Source organism: Microbacterium sp. PF5, assembly GCF_004794315.1.
In the GTDB taxonomy this organism is placed as follows: domain Bacteria; phylum Actinomycetota; class Actinomycetes; order Actinomycetales; family Microbacteriaceae; genus Microbacterium; species Microbacterium sufflavum.
In genome coordinates, this window is sequence record NZ_SSDQ01000048.1 from 1 (window position 1) to 19,679 (window position 19,679).

Consider the following 19,679-nt stretch of genomic DNA (forward strand, 5'->3'; position numbering starts at 1 on the left):
CGGCGGATCCGGCGGAGGCGTCGCGGGGAGCGGCCGCGCCGACGTGCGCGGGTCGGACAGCGGGGCGGCGGCGCCGACCCTTCGTGGTCGACGCCGAGGTGCCGTAGCCGATGAGCACGTTGCCGGAGCCGGCGCGCTCCTCCTGCCGGTACGCCTCCTGCTCGGTCGTCGCGGCGGGGTCGGCGTCTGGCGTGCCCGCGGCGTCGTCCGGCACGTGTCCGGGGTCGGCGACCTCCAGGACCGGGGCACCGACGTCGATCGTGTCGCCCGGGGTGCCGTGCAGCGCCGTGATCACACCAGCGAACGGCGACGGCAGCTCCACGACGCTCTTCGCGGTCTCGACCTCGGCGATCGCCTGATCGGTCACGATCGTGTCGCCCACCGCGACCAGCCACTGCACGAGCCCGGCCTCGGTGAGCCCCTCGCCGAGATCGGGCAGGCGGAACACGCGGACGGCGGTCTTCGCGGGAGTGCTCATGCGTCCTCGTCCCAGTGCAGCGTGTCGATCGCGTCGAGCACGCGGTCGACGTCGGGCAGATACCAGTGCTCGAACTTCGGCGGAGCGTACGGGGTGTCGAAGCCGGTCACGCGGCGCACGGGCGCGGCGAGGTACTCGAAGCACCGCTCGAACACGCGCGCCTGGATCTCCGAGGCGACGCTCACGAAGCCCGGCGCCTCGGCGATCACGACGGCCCGCCCGGTGGAGCGCACGGCGGCGGTCACGGTCTCGTCGTCGAAGGGTGACAGCGACCGCACGTCCACCACCTGCACGCTGCGCCCCTCCGCCGCCGCGACCTCGGCCGCCTCCAGGGCGAGCGGCACGGAGGCGCCGTAGGCCAGCAGCGTGACATCGGTGCCGTCCCTGGCGACGCGCGCGGAGCCGATCTCGGCCGTGACGGTGGTGTCGACCTCGCCCTTCGACCAGTAGAGCTTCTTCGGCTCCAGGAACACCACGGGGTCGGGCGAGGCGATCGCCGCGCGCAGCAGCGAGTACGCGTCTTGCGGGGTGGACGGGCTGACGACCGTGAGCCCCGGGGTGTGCGCGTAGTAGGCCTCGGACGAGTCGCAGTGGTGCTCGACCCCGCCGATGCCCCCGCCGAACGGGATGCGGATCACGAGGGGCATCCGGATGCCGCCGCGCGTGCGGTTGGCGAGCTTCGCGACGTGGCTGACGATCTGCTCGAACGCCGGCAGGGCGAACGCGTCGAACTGCATCTCGACCACGGGGCGCAGGCCGTTCATGGCCATGCCGACCGCCGTGCCGATGATGCCGGACTCCGCGAGCGGGGTGTCGAAGCAGCGGTCCTCGCCGAAGCGGGCCGTGAGGCCGTCGGTGATGCGGAACACGCCGCCCAGCGCGCCGACGTCCTCGCCGAACACGACCACATCGGCGTCGGAGGCCAGCGCGTCGGCGAGCGCGAGGTTGAGGGCGGCCGCCATCGTCATCGTGGCCGGTGCGGGGGCGGCGTCCGGTGCGTCGGTGCCGCCGGTGCCGGTGTTCGCGGTGTCGGTGTTCGCGGTGTCGGTGTTCGCGATGTCGGCGGGGGCCGTGTCGGACGCGGCCGCGGGGCGGGTGTCGTGCTCGGCGATGCTCATCGCTGTCCTCCGTTCGTCGCGGCTGCGGCGTGGGCGAGCCCGTCTCGTTCGAGTTCGCCGTGCAGCAGCTGCCACTGTTCCTCGAGCTGAGGCGACCGGCTCGTGGTCACGAAGCGGAACAGGTCTTCCGGGTCGAGGTCGGCGTCGGTGTTGAGCGCCTCGCGCATCGCGGCGGCGATCTCCTCCGCCCCGGCGGCGAAGCGCTTCTCGGTGTCCTCGTCGAGCGCGCCAGCGGCGGTCAGGTGTGCGCGCAGTCGCAGCAGCGGGTCACGGGCGATCCACGCCTGCACCTCGTCGCGCTCGCGGTAGCGGGTGTCGTCATCGGCGTTCGTGTGCGCCTGCATGCGATACGTGTGCGCCTCGACGAGCGACGGCCCGCCGCCCGCCCGCGCGCGGTCCACGGCCTCGGTCAGCACCGCCAGCACGGCCGCGACGTCGTTGCCGTCGACGCGCTGGCCCGGCATGCCGTAGCCGATCGCCTTGTGGGCGAGCGAGGGAGCGGCCGTCTGGCGCGACAGGGGCACCGAGATGGCGAACTCGTTGTTCTGCACGAAGAACACGACCGGCACGTGGAACACGGCGGCGAAGTTCATCGCCTCGTGGAAGTCGCCCTCGCTCGTCGCGCCGTCGCCGCACAGGGCCAGCACGACCGTGTCCTCCCCGCGGTGTTTCGCCGCCTGCGCGAACCCCACCGCGTGCAGCAGCTGCGTGGCCAGGGGAGTGGCCTGCGGTGCGACCCGGTGCGCGCGGACGTCATACCCCGAGTGCCAGTCGCCCTTGAGAAGCACCAGAGCCTCGGCCGGAGCGACACCGCGGGCGATCACGGCGACCGAGTCGCGGTAGGTCGGGAACAGCCAGTCCCGGTCGCCGAGCACCATGGCCGCCGCGACCTGGCACGCCTCCTGCCCGTGCGAGGACGGGTACACGGCGAGGCGCCCCTGTCGCACGAGCGCGTTGGCCTGCTCGTTGATGCGGCGGCCCTCGACGAGACCCCGGTAGGCGGTGAGCAGCGTGTCCGCGTCAGGCAGCGCGTAGGCCTCGTCGTGGACGGTCGTGCCGTCCGCCGTGATCAGATTCACCGCGGTGTCCCGCGGCAGCAGGTCCGTGTGCAGCATCGTCCGCCTCCCTCGCCGAACTCGATGAGGACAGCATGCCCCGGTCGCGACAGTCATCCAATATCCCCGGTCAGATCGTGGACGATTGCTCGATGGTTGCGGATCTGGCGTTCACAATGTCAGGATTCAGACCGGGATGAGAGGGGTGCCATGACGGCCCTGGATGACACGGATCGCGCGATCCTCGCCGAGCTCCGACGGGACGCGCGGGCGTCGATGACCGCGATCGCCGAGGCCGTGCACATCTCCCGTGCCGGGGCGCACGCGCGCATCAAGAGGCTGACCGACGCGGGGGTCATCACCGGCTACACCGTGCGCACCGACCCCGTGCTGCTGGGTCACCACGCGAGTGCCTACGTGACCCTCGCGATCGAGCAGGCCACGTGGCAGGACGTCCGGGCCCGGCTGCGGGCGATCCCCGAGATCGAGCACATCGCCCTGGTCGGCGGAGACTTCGACGTGCTCCTGCTCGTGCGGGCGAACGACGCCCGCGACCTCCGCCGCATCGTGCTCGAGGACATCCAGGCGATCCCCTCGATCCGGTCGACCCGCACGATCCTGATCTTCGAGGACGACGATCGCGCCTGAGGCTCGAGCCACGGCGACGTGGTGCCCGGGTGAGTGATGTGGAGACGGGGCGGGCGGTTGATCGTGCGCCCGTCGTGCGCTGCCGTCGAGGGCTGTCCGCGAGCCCGCGCTGGTACGGGATGTCTCGCTCGCGTGTTCTGGAATATCCGTCTGGTCTGGGGTTATCCGACGTCGAATGTCGGTGGTCCTCGATGGAATCGTCCCATGGAGAACACATCGGCAGCGGTTCTGGGCGACACGGTCGTCGCCCTCGACGCGGTGCTGCAATCCGGCACCCTGAGTGCTCTGGGCGCGGGGGAGAGGATGGAGCTGCTGCGGGTGGTGGGCGAGATCCAGCGACGGGTGGAGGCCGTGGTCGTGGAAGCGGTCGCGAACGTCGATCAGCGTCCTGCGGGGTCGGGGGAGCCGGCGTTCTGCGGGCGGTTCGGCTGCCGGTCGATGAACGAGCTCCTGCAACGCGTCCTCCGGGTGGACGCGGCGACCGCCGCACGGACACTGAAGGCCGCGCGGCTGGTGCGCCGCGAGGTCGACCTCTCCTCCGGGGAGTGGCTCCCGGCGCGGTGGCCGGCGCTGCGCGACGCCCTCGTCGAGGGGGCGATCGGCGTGACGGGGCTGCTGGCCGCGACCGGGCCGATCGAGCAGGGTGCGCTGCTGCCCGAGGTCGCGGGGCAACTGCAGCGGATCTGGGACGCGTATCTGAACCCGAAGGTCGAGGGACCGCCGGTTCCCGGCGTCCACTTCGTCCCGTCCGCAGATCTCGATGACGCCTCCGCCGGCGACCTGCCGCTCTCTCCGGAGGGCGACGCGCTCCCGTCCGGAGATGCCGGAGGGATGGTCGATGGGCGGACCCGCGCGCAGAAGCAGCACGATGCGCTCGCGGCGGCCCTGGGGATCGCGGCCCGCCACGACGACATGCCGCGGTTGGGTGGCGGCGCCCCGACCCTGGTGGTCACGGTCGCCGCCGAGGACTTCGCCCGAGGACGAGGCTGGGCGCAGGTCGAGGGCGTCGGCACACCGGTCTCGACCCGGGTCGCCGCGCACGCGGCCTGCGGCGGCACGGTGCAGCGGGTCGTCCTCGGGGCGGACGGGCGGATCGTCGGGCTCGGGTCGAGCGAGCGGATCTTCACGACCGCGCAGCGCCGCGCGATCAGTGTCCGAGATCGTGAGTGCCTCATCCCCGGATGCCACGTCCCCGCCGCCTGGTGCGAGATCCACCACGTCACGGAGCATGCCCGCGGGGGCCCGACCCACACCGACAACGGCGTCGCGCTGTGCTGGCACCATCACCGCACGCTCGACACGTCCGGCTGGCAGATCCGCACGCGAGGGGGAGTGCCCCAGGTGCGAGGACCGGCCTGGTGGGATCCCGCGCGACGATGGCGCACCCCGCCGCCGAGGGGGCCGCGCCCCGGTGCGGAGCCGCCGCACGCCCGCCGCGCGCGCATCCTTCGCGCGGAGACATCTGCGGCGCGCTCCGCGACAAGTGTCGTCGGAGGGGCCGACCGACAATGAGAAGAAGACCGGCGTCCGCGCCGTGACCCGCCGAAGGAGAGACACCGATGTCCGATTCCGCCGTTCCCGTAGCCGTCGACTCGGGATCCACCGATTCCGCCGCGTCCGCAGCCGCCGCTCTGCTCGACCGCATCCAGGCGCCGGAGGGTGCCGGCCGGGAGATCCCGGACGCCGCGACCCGGGAGGTCATCGGCCACGCCCCCGTCGCGACGGTCGCCGACCTCGACGATGCGATCGCCCGCGCCAAGGCAGCGCAGCCCGCATGGGAGGCCCTCGGACACGAGAAGCGCAGCGAACTCCTCCTGGCCGCGGCCGACGCGATCGACGCCAACGCGGAGGGCCTCGCCTATCTGCTGTCGCGCGAGCAGGGCAAGCCGCTCAACGGCCCGAACGCGCGCTTCGAGCTGGGGGCCTGCTCCGCGTGGCTGCGCACCAACGCCACCACCGTGCTCGAACCCCAGGTGCTGGTCGACGACGAGACCCTGCACGCCGAGCTCGTGTACAAGGCGGCGGGCGTCGTCGGCGCGATCGGCCCGTGGAACTGGCCCCTCATGATAACCATCTGGCAGATCGGGCCGTCGCTGCGCATGGGCAACACGGTCGTCGCGAAGCCCAGCGAGTACACCCCGCTGAGCGTCCTCGCGATGCTGGCCGTCATGAACGAGGTGCTGCCCGCGGATGTGCTCATCGGCATCTCCGGCGACCGCGAGGTCGGTGCGCGACTGGCCTCCCACCCCGACATCGACAAGATCATGTTCACCGGCTCCACCGCGACCGGCCGCCGCATCATCGAGAGCTCCGCCGGCAACCTCGCCCGCCTCACCCTCGAGCTGGGCGGCAACGACGCCGGCATCGTGCTCCCCGGCACCGACGCCGCCGCGATCGCCGAAGACCTGTTCTGGGGCGCCTTCATCAACACCGGCCAGACCTGCGCCGCCATGAAGCGCCTCTACGTGCACGACTCGATCTACGACGACGTGGTGAACGCACTCGCCGCGATCGCCGAGCAGGTGCCCATGGGCAACGGTCTCGACGAGGGCAACGTGCTCGGGCCGCTGCAGAACCGCCCGCAGTTCGACATCGTCAGCCGGCTCGTGGAAGACGCGAAGAGCCGCGGCGCCCGGATCGTCACCGGCGGAGAGCCCGCATCCGACCTCGGCGAGCTGTTCTACCGCCCGACGATCGTGGCTGACATCGACAACGACGCCGCGCTCGTGCAGGAAGAGCAGTTCGGCCCGGCGCTGCCCGTCATCCGCTACAGCGACGTGGACGAGGCGTTCGAGCTCGCCAACGCGCTCGACGTCGGCCTCGGCGCGTCCGTGTGGTCGAGCGACCCCGAGGCCGCCCGCGAGGCCGCGTCGCGCATGCAGTCCGGCACCGTGTGGATCAACTCGCACGGCGGCCTGCACCCGATGGTGCCGTTCGGCGGCGTCAAGAGCTCCGGCTACGGTCTGGAGTTCGGCGTCGAGGGCCTCAAGTCGGTCGCGGTCACCCAGGTCGTGTCCGGCCCCGGGCGCAAGGCCTGACCGTGGCAGCCGAGAACCCGGGCGTGACCGAGAACCCGGGCGTGACCGAGGACCCGGGCGCGGCCGAGAACCCGGGCGCGGCAGTGAACCCGGGCGTGACCGAGGACCCGGGCGTGACCGTGAACCCGGGCGCGGCCGTGAACCCGGAGTCGGAGCAGCCCGCGATCCGGTCCGCGATCGTCGTGGGCGCCGGCACGTCGGGCGCGATCGTCGCGCGGCGCCTCAGCGATGCGGGCGTGGCGGTCACGCTGATCGAGGCGGGCGGCTACGACACCAACCCGGCCATCCACGACCCGTCCCGTGCGGGGGAGCTGTGGCACTCGGCCGAGGACTGGGACTTCTTCACGGTGCCGCAGCCTCATGCGGGAGGGCGTCGACTGCACCTTCCCCGCGGCAAGGTCACGGGCGGGTCGCACGCGCTCAACGCGATGATCTGGGTGCGCGGCGCCGCGTCCGACTACGACCGCTGGGACCGCGAGGGCGCCACGGGCTGGAGCTGGGCCGACGTGGAGCCGGTGTTCGCCGCGATCGAGAACGACCTGCTCCCGGTCACCGACGACTACCCGCTCTCGCCGATCCAGGCGTCGATCATCGAGGCGGCCGTGCAGGAGGGCCTGCCGCACAACCCGAACTACAACGGCGGTGTGCTCGACGGGGTCTCGCAGGAGCAGGTGACGATGCGCGACGGGCGCCGCGTGAACACGTGGACCGCGTACGCGCAGCCGATCGCCGAGCAGCTCACCATCCTCACCGGCCGCGAGGTGCACTCCGTGATCGTGCACGACGGCCGCGCGGTCGGCGTGCGGCTAGGCGAGGGGGAGGAGACGGAGGAGGTGCGCGCCGACGAGGTGATCCTCGCGGCAGGCGCGATCGGCACGCCGGTGATCCTGCTGCGCTCCGGCATCGGCCCGGCCGACGAGCTCGACGCACTCGGCATCCCCGTGGTGCTCGACGCGCCCGGCGTGGGCAGGAACCTGCACGACCACCTGCTGTCGCCCGTGATCTTCGCCACCGGGAAGAAGCCCGTCGGCCCTCCGCAGCCCGGCGTCTCCGTGACCCAGAGCCACCTGTTCTGGCGGAGCCGCGAGGGCCTGCCCGAACCCGACACCCAGCCCATCCACTTCTCCGTGCCGATGTGGGGCGAGCTGGAGCCGCGCGGCAGCGACGGCTTCACCCTCATGGCCGGTCTCGTCACGCCGTACAGCCGCGGGTCGCTCCGGCTCACCGGGCCGGGACTCGCCGACCCGCCCGCGATCGACCTCGCCGCCCTCGAAGACCAGCGCGACGCCGACGCCCTCGCCGCCTCCGTGCGCCAGTGCCGCCGCATCGGCACCCGGCCGGCGCTCGCCGAGGAGTGGGGTGCGACCGAGGTCTACCCGGGGCCGGACGTGCCCGACGACGCGGTCGAGGACTGGGTGCGCCGCACCGCCATCACCTACCACCACCAGGTCGGCACGTGCCGCATGGGCTCCGACGCCGAGGCCGTGGTGGATCCGCAGCTGCGGGTGCGCGGCATCGACGGCCTCCGCGTCGTCGACGCCTCGGTCATGCCCACGGTCCCCACCGGCAACACGAACGCACCGGCCGCCATGATCGGGGAGCGCGGCGCGCGCTTCGTCCTGGCGGGCTGACGGGGGAGGGTCCGGTGCGATCAGCGGGAGGGCGGGGCGGCCGGGCGGCGCAGCGTCGACAGCAGTGCGTCGAGCGCGTCGTTCAGCCGTCCGTCCCCCGCGGAGTCCGGCATCAGCACCGAGATCATCTGCCAGCCGGCGTTGCGGGACGCGATCTCGTTGACCGCCGTCTCGATGTCGACGTGGTCGGCCAGCTCGCCGTCGTCGCGCGCCTCGATCAGGCACTGGCGGAACAGGTCGCGCCAGTGCAGGTTGTTCACGCGGTGGATGCGCGTGACCTCCTCGTCCTGCGAGGCGTGGTCCCAGAAAGCGATCACGACCTTCGCGTACAGCGGGCCGTTCGGGCTGTAGGGCAGGATCTCGCGGCACATGCGCTCCAGGGCCTCCAGCCCCCGCACGCCCTCGATGCGCGCGTGGATGCGGTCGTTCGCGAGCGTGTACAGCCGGAGGAACGCGGCGGTGAGGACGCTGCGCTTGTCGGGGAAGTACCGGGCGATCGCGCCGTGCGCGTACCCCGCCTCCGTCGCGATCTCCCGCATGGTGAGCTTGTCGAATCCCACCCGGATGATGACCTGCGTGGCGGCGTCGGCGATGTGGTCGCGGCGCTCGTCGTGGTCGACGATCTTCGGCATCGATATCCCCCTCTGCATCAACCCTCATCTGCATGACCTTTTTCGTCACCATTCGGTGACTAACGTAACCCGATCGTAACCGCAGCCCTGCAAGGCACGAGTACGATCTTTAAAATCACCAGCCGGTGACTAACTCGAAGAGGAGTTCTCCATGAACATGAATCGACTCGCACGACGGGCGGCCGGAGTGGTCGCCGCGGCGGGAGTGCTCGCGCTGGCCGCGTGCACGTCTTCCCCGGCCGACTCCGGCTCCGGCTCCGGCTCGGGCGCGGGCGGCGAGCTGACCACCCTCAAGGTCGCCACCATCGGACTCGTCTCCGACGGGGCGCTGCTGCTCGGACAGGAGCAGGGCTTCTTCGAGGACGAGGGCCTGGCGATCGAGACGTCGGTGGTCGCCAACCCGCCTGCGGGCCTCGCCGCCGCGCAGAGCGGCCAGGTCGACATCGCCTACGCCCCCAGCATCCCGCTGCTCAACGCGCTCGCGAGCGGGGTGCCGCTCAAGGTCGTGGCTCCCGCCGACGGTTACGTCGACGGCGCGGCCGACGCCGAGGACCCGGCCGAGGTCGACGACACCGGCCTCTACGCCTCCGCGGCGAGCGGCATCACCGACGTCGCCGACCTGGAGGGCGCGACCATCGCCATCCCCGCCCGCAAGGCGCAGCTGGAGGTCGTGATCACCGATGCCCTCGACCGCGCCGGCGTCGATCCCTCCTCGGTCGAGTGGGTCGTGCTCGACTTCACCTCCGCGGTCGCGGCGCTCAAGAGCGGCACCGTCGACGCGGCGGGCCTCGTGAGCCCGTTCACCGGCGAGGCCGCCGCGGCCGGGGCGACGTTCGTCTCCGCCCCGTCGGTCGGCTTCTTCGAGGAGGGCGCCGTCGGACTGTGGACCACGGGGGAGAGCACCCTCTCGGGCAAGGCCGACGCGATCGCCGCGTTCCAGCGGGCCATCGCCAAGAGCAACGCCTACGCGAACGAGCATCCGGAGGACGCGATCCAGGCCGGCATCGACGCCACCGGCTCGACGCTCACGGTCGACGAGGTCAAGCTCCCGTTCTGGCCCGCCGAGGTCGCCCCGATCGACCTCGAGCGCGTGAACGAGAAGCTCGGGAAGCTCGGCTTCCTGCCGTCCCCGGTCGACCTCGAGGGCGTCGTCGTCGCCGCGGAGTGAGCACCATGACCCGTTCCCCCCTCGTCCCACCCCTCGTCGGAGCGGTCGGCGTCCTCGCGGCGCTGGCCCTCTGGGAGTGGTCCGCGACCGCCGGGCCCCTCGCCGACTCCCCGCTGCCGCCCGCGACCGCCGCGATCGGCGAGGCCGTGCGCCTGCTCGGCACCCCCGCCACCTGGACCGCGCTCGGTGACACCCTCACCATGGCGCTCGTCGGGCTCGTGCTCGCCATCGTGATCGGCGTGGTGCTGGGCGTCGCGATCGGCACCTCGCCCCTGGCGATGCACGCCACCCGCGTGCCCCTCGAGTTCCTCAAGCCGATCCCGCCGATCGTGATCCTGCCCGTGGTGGTGCTCGTGCTCGGGCCCACCCTGGGCATGGGGATCTTCCTGGTGTTCTTCGGCTGCTTCATCGCGATCGCCGTGCAGGCCTCCGCCGGCGTCTTCGACACCGATCCGGTGGCCAGGGCGACCGGGCGTTCGTACGGCATGGGGCGCGGCGAGATCCTCGGCCGCATCGTGCTGCCCAGCGCCCTGCCCTACATCGGCACCGCGATCCGCGTCGCGGCGCCCACCTCGCTCGTGGTCGCGGTCGTGGCCGGGCTGCTCGGCGGCGGGCCCGGTCTCGGCCAGAGCCTGCTGCTGTCGCAGATCAGCGGCAACCAGGCGCAGCTGTTCGCCTACGTGCTCCTCCTCGGCGTGCTCGGCCTGCTCGTGCAGGGACTGAGCCAGTGGGGCGAGCGGCGGCTGCTGCACTGGCACCCCCAGTACCGGAAGCAGGTCGTGTGATGACCCTGACCACCTCGATCCAGACCCCCTCGCGCCTGTCCAGGAGGCGCGGCCAGGGCGGCCTCCCGCGGGGCGTGCTGATCGGTGCGGAGATCGCCGTGCCTGTGCTGCTGCTCGTGCTGTGGTGGGTCGCCTCCGCAGCCTCGACCAACGCGTTCTTCCCGCCGCTGCAGGTGATCCTCCAGCGCCTGTGGCAGCTCGCGCAGACGCCGGCGTTCCTGGTCGACGTCGCCTCCTCGGTCGGCAACCTCGCGCTGTCGTTCGTGCTGGCGACCGTGATCGGCGTGCTGCTCGGCCTGGTGCTCGGGCTCATCCGTCCGCTCAGCTGGCTGGTGGAGCCGACCGTGCACTTCTTCCGCGCGATCCCGCCCGTCGCGCTCGTGCCGATCTTCGTGTCGCTGATCGGCTTCGGCACCGAGACCCGCATCCTCTCGATCACCCTCGCCGCGGTGTTCCCGATCCTCATCTCGACCATCGACGGGGTGCGGGCGGGGGAGCCGACGCTCGACATGGTCAGCCGCGTCTACCGGCTGACCGGCCCCGAGCGGCTGTTCTCCGTGATGCTGCCCGCCGCGGGGCCGCGCATCCTGTCCGGCATGCAGGTCAGCCTCATCACCGCGTTCGTCGTGATGATCGCGAGCGAGATGCTCGGCTCCTCCACCGGACTGGGCGCGGCGACCCTGCTCGCACAGCAGTCGTTCGCCATCCCCGACATGTGGGCGGGTATCCTCGTGCTCGGCATCATCGGCTACGCCGCCACCGCCCTGTTCACCCTCTTCCGGCGCCGCGTGCTGCGCTGGTACATCGCCTCCCAGCAACAGGAGAAGAACGCATGACCACCATCGAGAGCGCCCCCGTGCGCCTGCGCGTCGACGGACTCGCCAAGTCGTACCAGACCCGCAACGGCCTCGTGCCGGTGATCGCCGACCTCACGTTCGACGTGCGCGCCGGCGAGGTGTGCTGCATCGTCGGCCCGTCCGGCATCGGCAAGACCACGCTGCTCAAGTGCCTCACCGGGCTCCAGGGCATCACCGCCGGGAGCGCCGCGATCGACGGCGTGCCCATCGACGGGCCGCCCCAGGAGATGGCCCTCGTGTTCCAGGAGTACACGCGCTCGCTCATGCCGTGGCTCACCGTGGAGAAGAACGTGCGGCTGCCCCTGAAGCACCTGCGTCTGCCCGCCGCGGAGCGCGAGGAGCGGATCGGCGCCGCGCTCGCCGCGGTCGGCCTCTCCGGTGCCGAGGCGAAGTTCCCGTGGCAGCTGTCGGGCGGCATGCAGCAGCGCGTCGCCATCGCCCGGGCGATCGCCTACCGGCCCGAGGTGCTGGTGATGGACGAGCCCTTCGCCTCGGTCGACGCGCAGACGCGCTTCGAGCTGGAGGACCTGTGCCTGCGGATCCGCGAGCAGTTCGGCATGACCATCGTGATCGTCACCCACGACATCGACGAGGCCGTGTACCTGTCCGACCGGGTCGTGGTGCTCGGCGAGCGGCCGGCCAAGGTCACCGAGATCATCGACATCGACCTCGGCCCGCGCGACCAGCTGACCACGCGGGCGCTCCCGGCGTTCGCGGAGCTGCGCACGCGCATCTTCGAGCTGATCCGGAGGGCCGGCTGAATGGCGGCCGCAGACGCCCGCGGCTATGAGGGCTTCGAGGGAAAGGCGGCGGAGTTCACGTCGGAGTCGGAGCCGTGGTGGCCCGAGCCGCGGCGGGCACGGGCGGGGGCGCCGAACGTGATCGTGATGCTGATCGACGACCTGGGTTTCAGCGACCTCGGCCCGTTCGGCAGCGAGATCGACACGCCCCACATCGACGCCCTCGCCGACGACGGCTGGGTGTTCACGAACTACCGCACCGCGCCGATGTGCTCCCCGGCGCGGGCGGCGCTGCTCACCGGGCTCAACCCGCACCGCGCGGGGTTCGGGTTCGTCGCGCACGTCGACCCCGGCTACCCCGGCTTCTCGTGCGAGCTGCCCGCGGCGGCCCCCACTCTCGCGGAATCGCTGCGCGCCGGCGGCTACGCGACCTTCATGGTCGGCAAGTGGCACCTGACGCTGGAGTCGCGGCTGCACGACGGCGCCGACCGCCGCACCTGGCCGCTGCAGCGCGGGTTCGACCGGTACTTCGGGAGCATGGACGGCTTCACCTCGCTGCACCACCCGCACCGGCTCGTGCAGGACAACTCCGTGGTGGACGTGCGCGAGTTCCCCGACGGGTTCTTCCTCACCGACGAGCTGACCGACCGCGCGATCGGCATGATCGACGACCTGCGCGTGAACGAGCCCGACCGCCCCTTCTTCCTCTACTACGCGCACACCTCCGTGCACGGGCCGATCCAGGCCAAGGAGGCCGACATCGAGAAGTACCGCGGCCGCTACGAGGACGGCTGGAACCGGATGCGCGAGCAGCGGTTCGCCCGGCAGCGCGAGCGCGGCATCGTGCCCCCGCACGCCGAACTGCCGCCCGACCCGCTCGCCGACGGCGCGAGCATCCCCGCGTGGGACGCGCTCGACCCCGAGGAGCAGCGCCTGTTCGCCCGGCACATGGAGGTGTACGCGGCCGCGGTCGACGAGATCGACCAGAGCGTGGGGCGGCTGCGCGCGCGCCTGGAGCGCAGCGGCGAGTGGGACAACACCCTCGTGGTGCTCGCGAGCGACAACGGCGGCACCGCGGAGGGCGGCCCGACGGGCACCCGCAGCTACTTCGCCCAGTTCGGCGCCTCCGGGGCGATGCCCGACGGCTGGGTGCGCGACGTGCCGCGCGACGTGGACGATATCGGCGGCCCGCGGCTGTTCGGGCAGTACCCGACCGGCTGGGCGCGCGTGTCGAACACGCCGTTCCGCTCGTTCAAGGCCACGACCTACGAGGGCGGGGTGCACGCGCCGCTGATCGTGTCGTGGCCCGACGCCCCCATGACGGGCGGCCTGCGCGATCAGTTCGTGTTCGTGTCGGACCTCGCCCCGACGATCCTGGAGCTGTGCGGCGTGCCCCCGCTCGACGAGCGGCACGGACAGCCGGCACTCGAGATGGACGGCGGCAGCATCGCGTCCGTGCTCGCCGACCCCGCGGCCGACGGCCGGGAGGCGCAGTACTTCGAGTGCGTCGGACGGCGGGCGATCGTCGAGGGCGGCTGGAAGGCGCTGTCGACCGTGCCCCCGACGCGCGACGAGGGGCCGGAGGGCGGGGTGTGGGAGCTGTACGACCTCGCCGCCGACCCCACCGAGACCCGCGACGTGGCGGCCCTGCACCCGGAACGCGTCCGGGCCCTCGCGGCGCGGTGGCACGCGGAGGCCTGGCGCAACACCGTGTTCCCGCTCGACGACGAGGGCGCCCTGTTCCGGCTGCGGCCCGACACCGAGGAGCCCCTGTCGGCTCCGGTCGACCTCATCCCGTTCCGCCCCCCGCTGGAGCGGTTCCGGTCGTCCAAGCTCACCGTGCTGCGGTCGTTCCTGGTCGAGGTCGACGTGCTCGTACGCGACGATGCGGCGGGCGTGATCGTGGCGCACGGCGACCAGGGCGGCGGTTACCTGCTCGCGCTCGACGACCGCGCGCCGCTGCTGGCGTACAACGCGTACGGGGCGATGCACCGGGCGGACGGCCCCCGGCTCGCTCCGGGGTCGCACGAGCTGGTGCTGCGCGTGGACGAGCGGCCGGGACTGCGGTGGCGGGTCGCGCTCGACGTGGACCGCGCCGAGGTCGCCCGCATCGACGACGTGCCGATGCTGCTCGGGATGGCGCCGTTCACGGGCATCAGCGTCGGCTACGACTACGGCGGCCCGGTCGACTGGGAGCTGCACGAGCGGCACCGTTCCTTCCCGTTCCGCGGCGGTGAACTGCGGCGGGTGCGCTACGTGCCCGGGGAGCGGTCGACGCATGACGCGACCGAGCTGCGGGCCGTCGGACGGGCCGTGCTGGCGGTCGCCGACTGACCGGGACCGCGGTCGGCGCCGGCGTCTGAGGGGTCGCCGGCGCCGATCGCACCGGTCCGTCCGGGACGCCCGCACCGGACCGACCGCAGGCGGGAGGGGCACGACCCGGGCCGGCCCCACCGGTGCCCGCGGCTCAGGCCGTGAGCTGCGCGACCGCGACGAGCACGAGCGCCACCACGCCGAAGCCGCTCGCGAACACGGTCAGCAGCAGCGGCAGCCCTCCGCCGGGCAGGGGTCCGGTCGCGCGTTCCGTCAGCACCGCGGTCGTACGCGCCTGACGCCGTCGCGCCGCGACCCACAGCACGCAGGCCGTGGCCACCCCGAGGATCCCCGGCACGACCCCCCAGGCCCCCGCGGCCGGGGGCAGCACGAGAGGGAACACCCGCAGCGACAGCAGCGAGCCGATCGCGATCGCCAGGGCCGTGCGCCGCCAGGCGAGCTCCGTGCGCTCGGGCTGCAGCCCCGGGTCGTACAGGCGATCCGGTTCCGCCGCCCCCCGCCGCATCAGGGCCGCCGCCCCGTCAGCGCCACAGCACGCCCGCGAGGACGAGCAGGCCGACCGTCACCACGACCACCGCGAGCAGCACGGCGGAGAGCGCCCCGGGCAGCGGCCGCGACTGGCGAAGCGCCCGCTCGGCCCGCATCCACTCGAACCACGCGAGGGGAGCGACCGCGGTGCCCGCGACCATCAGCAGCAGCGACGCCGCGAGCCGGAATCCCGGGTGCAGGTCGAGCCCCAGCACCTCCAGGGCCACACCGCCCGCGATCAGCGCGAGGCCGGTGCGGGTCCAGGCCAGGAACGTGCGCTCGTTCGCGAGCGAGAACCGCGGATCGGGCTCCTCGCCCACGCGGTAGACGGAGGCGGGGAAGCGGCGCATGGCCTCATCGTAGCGGCGCATCCGCCGCTCAGCGCTCGTGCACGGGACGCCCGGCGAACCAGGTCGACACGACCTCCGTGTGGACGATCTCCTCGGCGGGCCCGGCGATCGCGTCGCGCTCCAGCACCACGAAGTCCGCGGACTTGCCCGGCGTGAGGGAGCCCGTCTCGGCGCCGAGACCCATCGCGGTCGCGGCGTTGATCGTGAACACCTCCAGCGCCTCCTCGGCCGTGAGCGCCTGCTCCGGCCACAGCGTGCCCGGCGCGCGCCGGAGCGGATCGGCGCGGGTCACCAGACCCTGCAGTCCCTCCAGGGTGTTCGGCGACTCGCTCACCGGCCAGTCCGAACCGCCGGCGACGAGGGCGCCCGCGTCGAGCAGCGACCGGTTGGGCTGCGAGTGCTCGGCCCGCGCACCCAGCACATCGGCCAGCGCCTGCGGGATCACACCCGGGTACCAGATGAAGGGCGAGATGTCGGCCGAGACGTCGAGCGCCGCCAGCCGCGGGATGTCGCTCTCGGCGAGGAACTGCCCGTGCGCGATCTGCACGGGCGTGGTGAACCCCTCCGCCCTGAGCTGCTCCGCGGCGTCGAGCACGAGCCGCGCCGAGCCGTCGCCCGTGCAGTGCACCTTGGCGCCCAGGCCGCGGGCGGCGACCGTGCGCAGCCAGCCGGTGAGCTCGTCGAGCGTCATGGTCGTCTCGCCGCGGAAGTGCGCGCCGTGCACCGGGTCGGCGGGGTACGGGTCGAGGAACGAGGCGGTGCGCGCGGGCGGCACGCCGTCGAGGAAGATCTTCACGAAGTCCGGCCGGTGGTGGGCGGTGCGATACTCCTCGCCGCGGTCGAGCAGGGGACTGCCGATCGGGTCGAAGCCGAAGATCTCGTCGTTGATGAGCAGCGACGAGACCACCCACGCGTGGAGCTCGTCCGCGCGGTCGAGCCCGGCGAGCGCGGCCAGGATGTCGACCGAGACCCCCGCGTCCTGGAAGGCCGTGATCCCGAACGAGTTCAGCAGCTCGACGCCGCGGCGGGAGGCGGCCGCGTGCTGCTCCGGGGTGAGTCCGCCGCTGCGGTCGTACGCCTCCTGCACCGGGATGCCCGCCGCCTCCAGCAGCACGCCGGTCGGGGTGCCGTCGTCGGGGTCGAGCAGCGTGACGCCGCCCGCCGGGATGCTGCCGGCGGTGATGCCCGCCAGCTCCAGCGCCCGGCTGTTCGCCCAGCGGTTGTGCCGGGAGTCCTCCATGAGCGCGACCGGGCGCCCGCCCGCCGCCTCGTCGAGCCGCCGCCGGGTCGCGGTGTTCGCGAGGGTCGGCAGCAGGGTGGTGGACACGGCGCCGCCGACGATCCACGCGTCCTCCGGCAGCGTCGCCGCCTTCTCGCGCACCCGGTCCAGGATCTCGTCGAGGCTCAGCGACGGCGCGAGCGACAGCTCGAACAGCTCGGTGCGTCCGGCGAGCGCGTGATGGTTGTGCACATCGACGAAGCCCGGATACACGGCGGCGTCGCCGACCTCGAGCGTCCGTGTGCGGCGTCCGCGGAGGCCCTCCACGTCGGCGCGGTCGCCGATGGCGAGGATCCGCCCGTCGCGCACGGCGAAGGCCTCGGCGCGGGGCCGTGTCCGATCGGCCGTGCGGATCGTGGAACCGGTGACGATGAGGTCGGCGACGTCGGTCATGTCAGGCGTCTCCGAAGGTCGCGGGCTCGAGCTCGGGCGTGTGGTGCGTGGTCGACAGCAGCCGTCCGTAGGCGCCGAACGTGAAGTGCGTCGGCACCTCGCCCGACTCGTCGAGGCCGAACAGCACGCCGTGCGAGCGGATCGCGTTCACGTCACGGTGGTCGGCGATGGTCACCGAGGCGCACGGGATGACCTTCTCGCGCCACGCGAACACGTAGATGCCCGGTCGCACCTGCCACACGCTGTTCTCGTCGGTGTCGGCCAGGCCGCGCTCCGGGCCGGCGAGGCACTGCCACGAGTACCACCGCGGCGACAGGTACACGTGCTCGTAGGCGTGCTCCTCGCTGTACACCCACTCCACGCGACGTCCGATGAGCGTCGTGGTCGGGGCGGCCTCGCCGCCGGTCACCTCCGTGCCCTCGATGGTGCCCGGCGCGAAGTGGTGCTGCACGCGCGTGCGGCCCTGCTCGGGGGCGGGGAGGATGTCGGAGATCACGGCCAGCGAGCGCCCGTGCCGCAGGTCGAGAATCAGCGACACGGCCTCGTTCGGCAGGTAGCGGTGGTGGAACTGCACGAAGTACAGCTCGTCGTCGACCTCGAACGCCTCGTAGTTGTCGGTGTCGCTCGCGGCCTCGGTGCTGTCGTCGGCGCCGGGGCGGTAGTCCCACGTGACGGTGGAGTCGTCGAAGCGGTGCACGATGCGGGTGCCGCGGCCGTCGACCACGGTGATCTCGCGGCCGCTCAGCGCCGTGCTGTGCGGGGCCTTGTTGGCGTCGAAGCCGGGGGCGAGTCCCTCCAGCGGCAGCCACGTGGAGGTGTCTGCGGGGTTCAGCGTCGTCGTCATGGGGTTCCTTCCTTCGGAGGGCGGGGGAGCGGAGCGGATCAGCGGGCGCTGACCCTCTCCAGGTCGGTGGCGAGCCCGTCGTACACGGCGGGCCGGGAGCGCTTGAGGTAGGCGGCGTAGACGATGCCGCCGATCAGCGCGAGCACGAGCAGCAGCGGCATCAGCCGGATCGCGAGCTCCTCGGAGCCGGCGACGATGTTGAAGTTCACGATCGCGAGGATCGAGATCGCGGCGATGCCGAGGAAGCCGATGCCCGGCGCGATGAACGTGCTCCACCAGCGCGGGTCGCCCTGGCGGCGGAAGTACACGACGATCGAGATCGCGGCGAGCCCCTGCAGGATCAGCACGCTCAGGGTGCCGAAGCCCAGCATCGCGGGCACGAGCGTGAGGATGGGGTCGGCGCCGGCGATCGCGAACAGGATCGCGACGATGCCGGCGAACCCGGCCTGCACGATGCCCGCGAGCTGCGGGGCGCCGTTCGCGCGGGTGCGGGCGAGCGCCTGCGGCAGGATCTTCGCCCGGCCCAGCGAGTACAGGTAGCGGGTGGCGGAGTTGTGGAACGCGAGCATCGCGGCGAACAGGCTCACCAGCAGCAGCACCATCATGACGGTGGTCAGCGGGCCGCCCAGGTACTGCTGTGACAGCGAGAAGATCAGGTCGCCGGTGGGCAGGTGCTCCAGTGCCGTGGCCTGCGCCTGCGCCACACCGGTCGCGCTCACCACGGCCCACGTGGTGACGCCGAGGATCACGCCGATCGCGATGATCGAGGTGTAGGTGGCGCGGGGGATCGTGCGCAGCGGCTGCTTGGCCTCCTCGCTGAACAGCGCGGTCGCCTCGAAACCGAGGAAGCCGGTCGCCGCCAGCAGCAGGCCGATGGGCAGCGATCCGGAGAACACGGCCTCCGGGCTGAACGCCGACACGTCGTAGCCGGTCTGCACGAGCACCGAGACGTCGAAGATCACGAGCATCAGCACCTCGAGCACGAGGCACACCCCGAGGATCTTCGAGCTGAAGTCCACGCCGATGCGCGCCAGCACGAAGCACACCACGATCGACAGCAGACCCCACACGAGCCAGTTCACGTCGAGGCCGGTGAGGTCGCGGATGATCGTCTGCATGAAGAAGCCGCTCGTGCCGATCGTGCCGACCACGAAGAAGTTGTAGCCCAGCGTGGCGATGAGTCCGGCGACCAGACCACCGGTGCGGCCGAGGCCCTTCACGACGAACGCGTAGAACCCGCCGGCGTTGACCAGCTGCTTCGACATCTGCGCGTAGCCCACCGCGAACAGCAGCAGGATCGCCGCGACAAGGAAGAAGGACATCGGGGTCCCTCCGCCGTTGCCGAGGGCGATCGCCAGCGACGCGACGACCACGATCCCGGTCAGCGGGGCGACCGCGGCCAGGACGAGGAAGACGATGCCGGCGACGCCGAGGGCGCCCGGTCGGAGGGAGGTGTGGTGCGGCGTCGTGGACGCGGACAGCTGCTCTGCCACGTCGGCTCCTTTGCTCGGTGACGGCCGTGCGGACACGGCATCGACGACGAGGGGAATCGTCGATAGAGCGAGTCTGCTCGTCGGCCCGGCGCCGCACTTGACCGTGAGCGAAGGACGATGGTGCCACCGTGCACACCCCGCACACGCCCGTGCTGACGCCGTGGCGCGGGGAGCAGGATGACCGGGACGACACCGCCGCCGTTCCCCGCGCACCGCCGGGCACCGGGCGGCAGGGAGGACCACATGGAGCTGCGGCTGGACGGGACGACGGCCCTCATCACGGGCGCGGGCAGCGGCATCGGCCGGGC

Annotated in this window: 18 protein-coding genes; 9 read left to right on the top strand and 9 right to left on the bottom strand. The window is 72.3% G+C overall.

Going from position 1 to position 19,679, the window contains the following annotated elements; translation table 11 throughout:
* The 3 genes from DW297_RS02710 to pdhA all read right to left on the bottom strand — a co-directional run.
* Positions 1–478 (bottom strand): biotin/lipoyl-containing protein (locus DW297_RS02710; protein ID WP_342589020.1); only part of this gene is annotated, 478 nt, incomplete at its 3' end.
* A complete protein-coding gene (locus tag DW297_RS02715; RefSeq protein ID WP_136029150.1) occupies positions 475–1,446 on the bottom strand; it encodes an alpha-ketoacid dehydrogenase subunit beta in 972 nt (323 codons plus the stop codon). The genes DW297_RS02710 and DW297_RS02715, both read right to left, overlap by 4 nt.
* Positions 1,447–1,592: 146 nt before the next feature.
* Positions 1,593–2,711: a pyruvate dehydrogenase (acetyl-transferring) E1 component subunit alpha gene (gene pdhA, locus DW297_RS02720; RefSeq protein ID WP_136029125.1), complete on the bottom strand. Its 1,119-nt coding sequence runs from the start codon at positions 2,709–2,711 to the stop codon at positions 1,593–1,595.
* A gap of 150 nt (positions 2,712–2,861) precedes the next feature.
* Between pdhA and DW297_RS02725 the strand changes: the two genes are divergently transcribed.
* The 4 genes from DW297_RS02725 (at position 2,862) to DW297_RS02740 (ending at position 7,968) form a co-directional block, all read left to right on the top strand.
* Positions 2,862–3,299 carry an Lrp/AsnC family transcriptional regulator gene (locus DW297_RS02725; RefSeq protein ID WP_205828211.1) on the top strand — a complete coding sequence of 146 codons (438 nt, stop codon included), beginning with the start codon at positions 2,862–2,864 and terminating at the stop codon, positions 3,297–3,299.
* Between the two features lie 204 nt (positions 3,300–3,503).
* The gene (locus tag DW297_RS02730) at positions 3,504–4,811 is read left to right on the top strand and encodes an HNH endonuclease signature motif containing protein (protein ID WP_136029127.1); all 1,308 of its coding nucleotides are present in this window, start codon (positions 3,504–3,506) and stop codon (positions 4,809–4,811) included.
* 47 nt (positions 4,812–4,858) lie between these two features.
* Positions 4,859–6,337 carry an aldehyde dehydrogenase family protein gene (locus tag DW297_RS02735; protein ID WP_240744497.1) on the top strand — a complete coding sequence of 493 codons (1,479 nt, stop codon included), beginning with the start codon at positions 4,859–4,861 and terminating at the stop codon, positions 6,335–6,337.
* A 164-nt stretch (positions 6,338–6,501) separates the two neighbouring features.
* A complete protein-coding gene (locus DW297_RS02740) occupies positions 6,502–7,968 on the top strand; it encodes a GMC family oxidoreductase (protein WP_136029156.1) in 1,467 nt (488 codons plus the stop codon).
* Positions 7,969–7,988: 20 nt separating this feature from the next.
* Here the strand turns inward: DW297_RS02740 and DW297_RS02745 are convergent, their stop codons facing one another.
* Entirely contained in the window at positions 7,989–8,600 is a 612-nt protein-coding gene (locus DW297_RS02745; RefSeq protein ID WP_136029129.1) for a TetR/AcrR family transcriptional regulator, read from the bottom strand.
* A gap of 151 nt (positions 8,601–8,751) precedes the next feature.
* On the opposite strand from DW297_RS02745, the gene DW297_RS02750 reads away from it, so the two are divergent.
* From DW297_RS02750 to DW297_RS02770, 5 genes are read left to right on the top strand one after another with little or no spacing between them, the layout of a single operon-like run.
* Positions 8,752–9,768: an ABC transporter substrate-binding protein gene (locus DW297_RS02750; protein WP_136029131.1), complete on the top strand. Its 1,017-nt coding sequence runs from the start codon at positions 8,752–8,754 to the stop codon at positions 9,766–9,768.
* A 5-nt stretch (positions 9,769–9,773) separates the two neighbouring features.
* Positions 9,774–10,553: an ABC transporter permease gene (locus DW297_RS02755; RefSeq protein WP_136029132.1), complete on the top strand. Its 780-nt coding sequence runs from the start codon at positions 9,774–9,776 to the stop codon at positions 10,551–10,553.
* Positions 10,553–11,389 (top strand): ABC transporter permease, encoded by an 837-nt coding sequence (locus tag DW297_RS02760; RefSeq protein WP_136029135.1) that lies wholly within the window; start codon positions 10,553–10,555, stop codon positions 11,387–11,389. The genes DW297_RS02755 and DW297_RS02760 overlap by 1 nt, the downstream gene beginning before the upstream one ends.
* The gene (locus tag DW297_RS02765; RefSeq protein WP_136029137.1) at positions 11,386–12,171 is read left to right on the top strand and encodes an ABC transporter ATP-binding protein; all 786 of its coding nucleotides are present in this window, start codon (positions 11,386–11,388) and stop codon (positions 12,169–12,171) included. The genes DW297_RS02760 and DW297_RS02765 overlap by 4 nt, the downstream gene beginning before the upstream one ends.
* Positions 12,172–14,484 carry an arylsulfatase gene (locus DW297_RS02770; RefSeq protein ID WP_136029138.1) on the top strand — a complete coding sequence of 771 codons (2,313 nt, stop codon included), beginning with the start codon at positions 12,172–12,174 and terminating at the stop codon, positions 14,482–14,484.
* Between the two features lie 133 nt (positions 14,485–14,617).
* On the opposite strand, the gene DW297_RS02775 is transcribed toward DW297_RS02770, so the two are convergent.
* Genes DW297_RS02775 through DW297_RS02795 form a run of 5 tightly spaced genes read right to left on the bottom strand, consistent with a single transcriptional unit; the run spans position 14,618 to position 19,371 of the window.
* Entirely contained in the window at positions 14,618–14,989 is a 372-nt protein-coding gene (locus DW297_RS02775) for a DUF202 domain-containing protein (RefSeq protein ID WP_136029140.1), read from the bottom strand.
* A gap of 16 nt (positions 14,990–15,005) precedes the next feature.
* Positions 15,006–15,362, bottom strand: a complete 357-nt coding sequence (locus DW297_RS02780; protein WP_136029142.1) for a YidH family protein — start codon at positions 15,360–15,362, stop codon at positions 15,006–15,008.
* 28 nt (positions 15,363–15,390) lie between these two features.
* Entirely contained in the window at positions 15,391–17,034 is a 1,644-nt protein-coding gene (locus DW297_RS02785) for an amidohydrolase (protein WP_136029144.1), read from the bottom strand.
* A 1-nt stretch (position 17,035) separates the two neighbouring features.
* Positions 17,036–17,878: a molybdenum cofactor biosynthesis F family protein gene (locus tag DW297_RS02790; protein WP_136029146.1), complete on the bottom strand. Its 843-nt coding sequence runs from the start codon at positions 17,876–17,878 to the stop codon at positions 17,036–17,038.
* 38 nt (positions 17,879–17,916) lie between these two features.
* Positions 17,917–19,371, bottom strand: a complete 1,455-nt coding sequence (locus DW297_RS02795) for an APC family permease (protein WP_136029148.1) — start codon at positions 19,369–19,371, stop codon at positions 17,917–17,919.
* Positions 19,372–19,679: the final 308 nt, after the last annotated feature.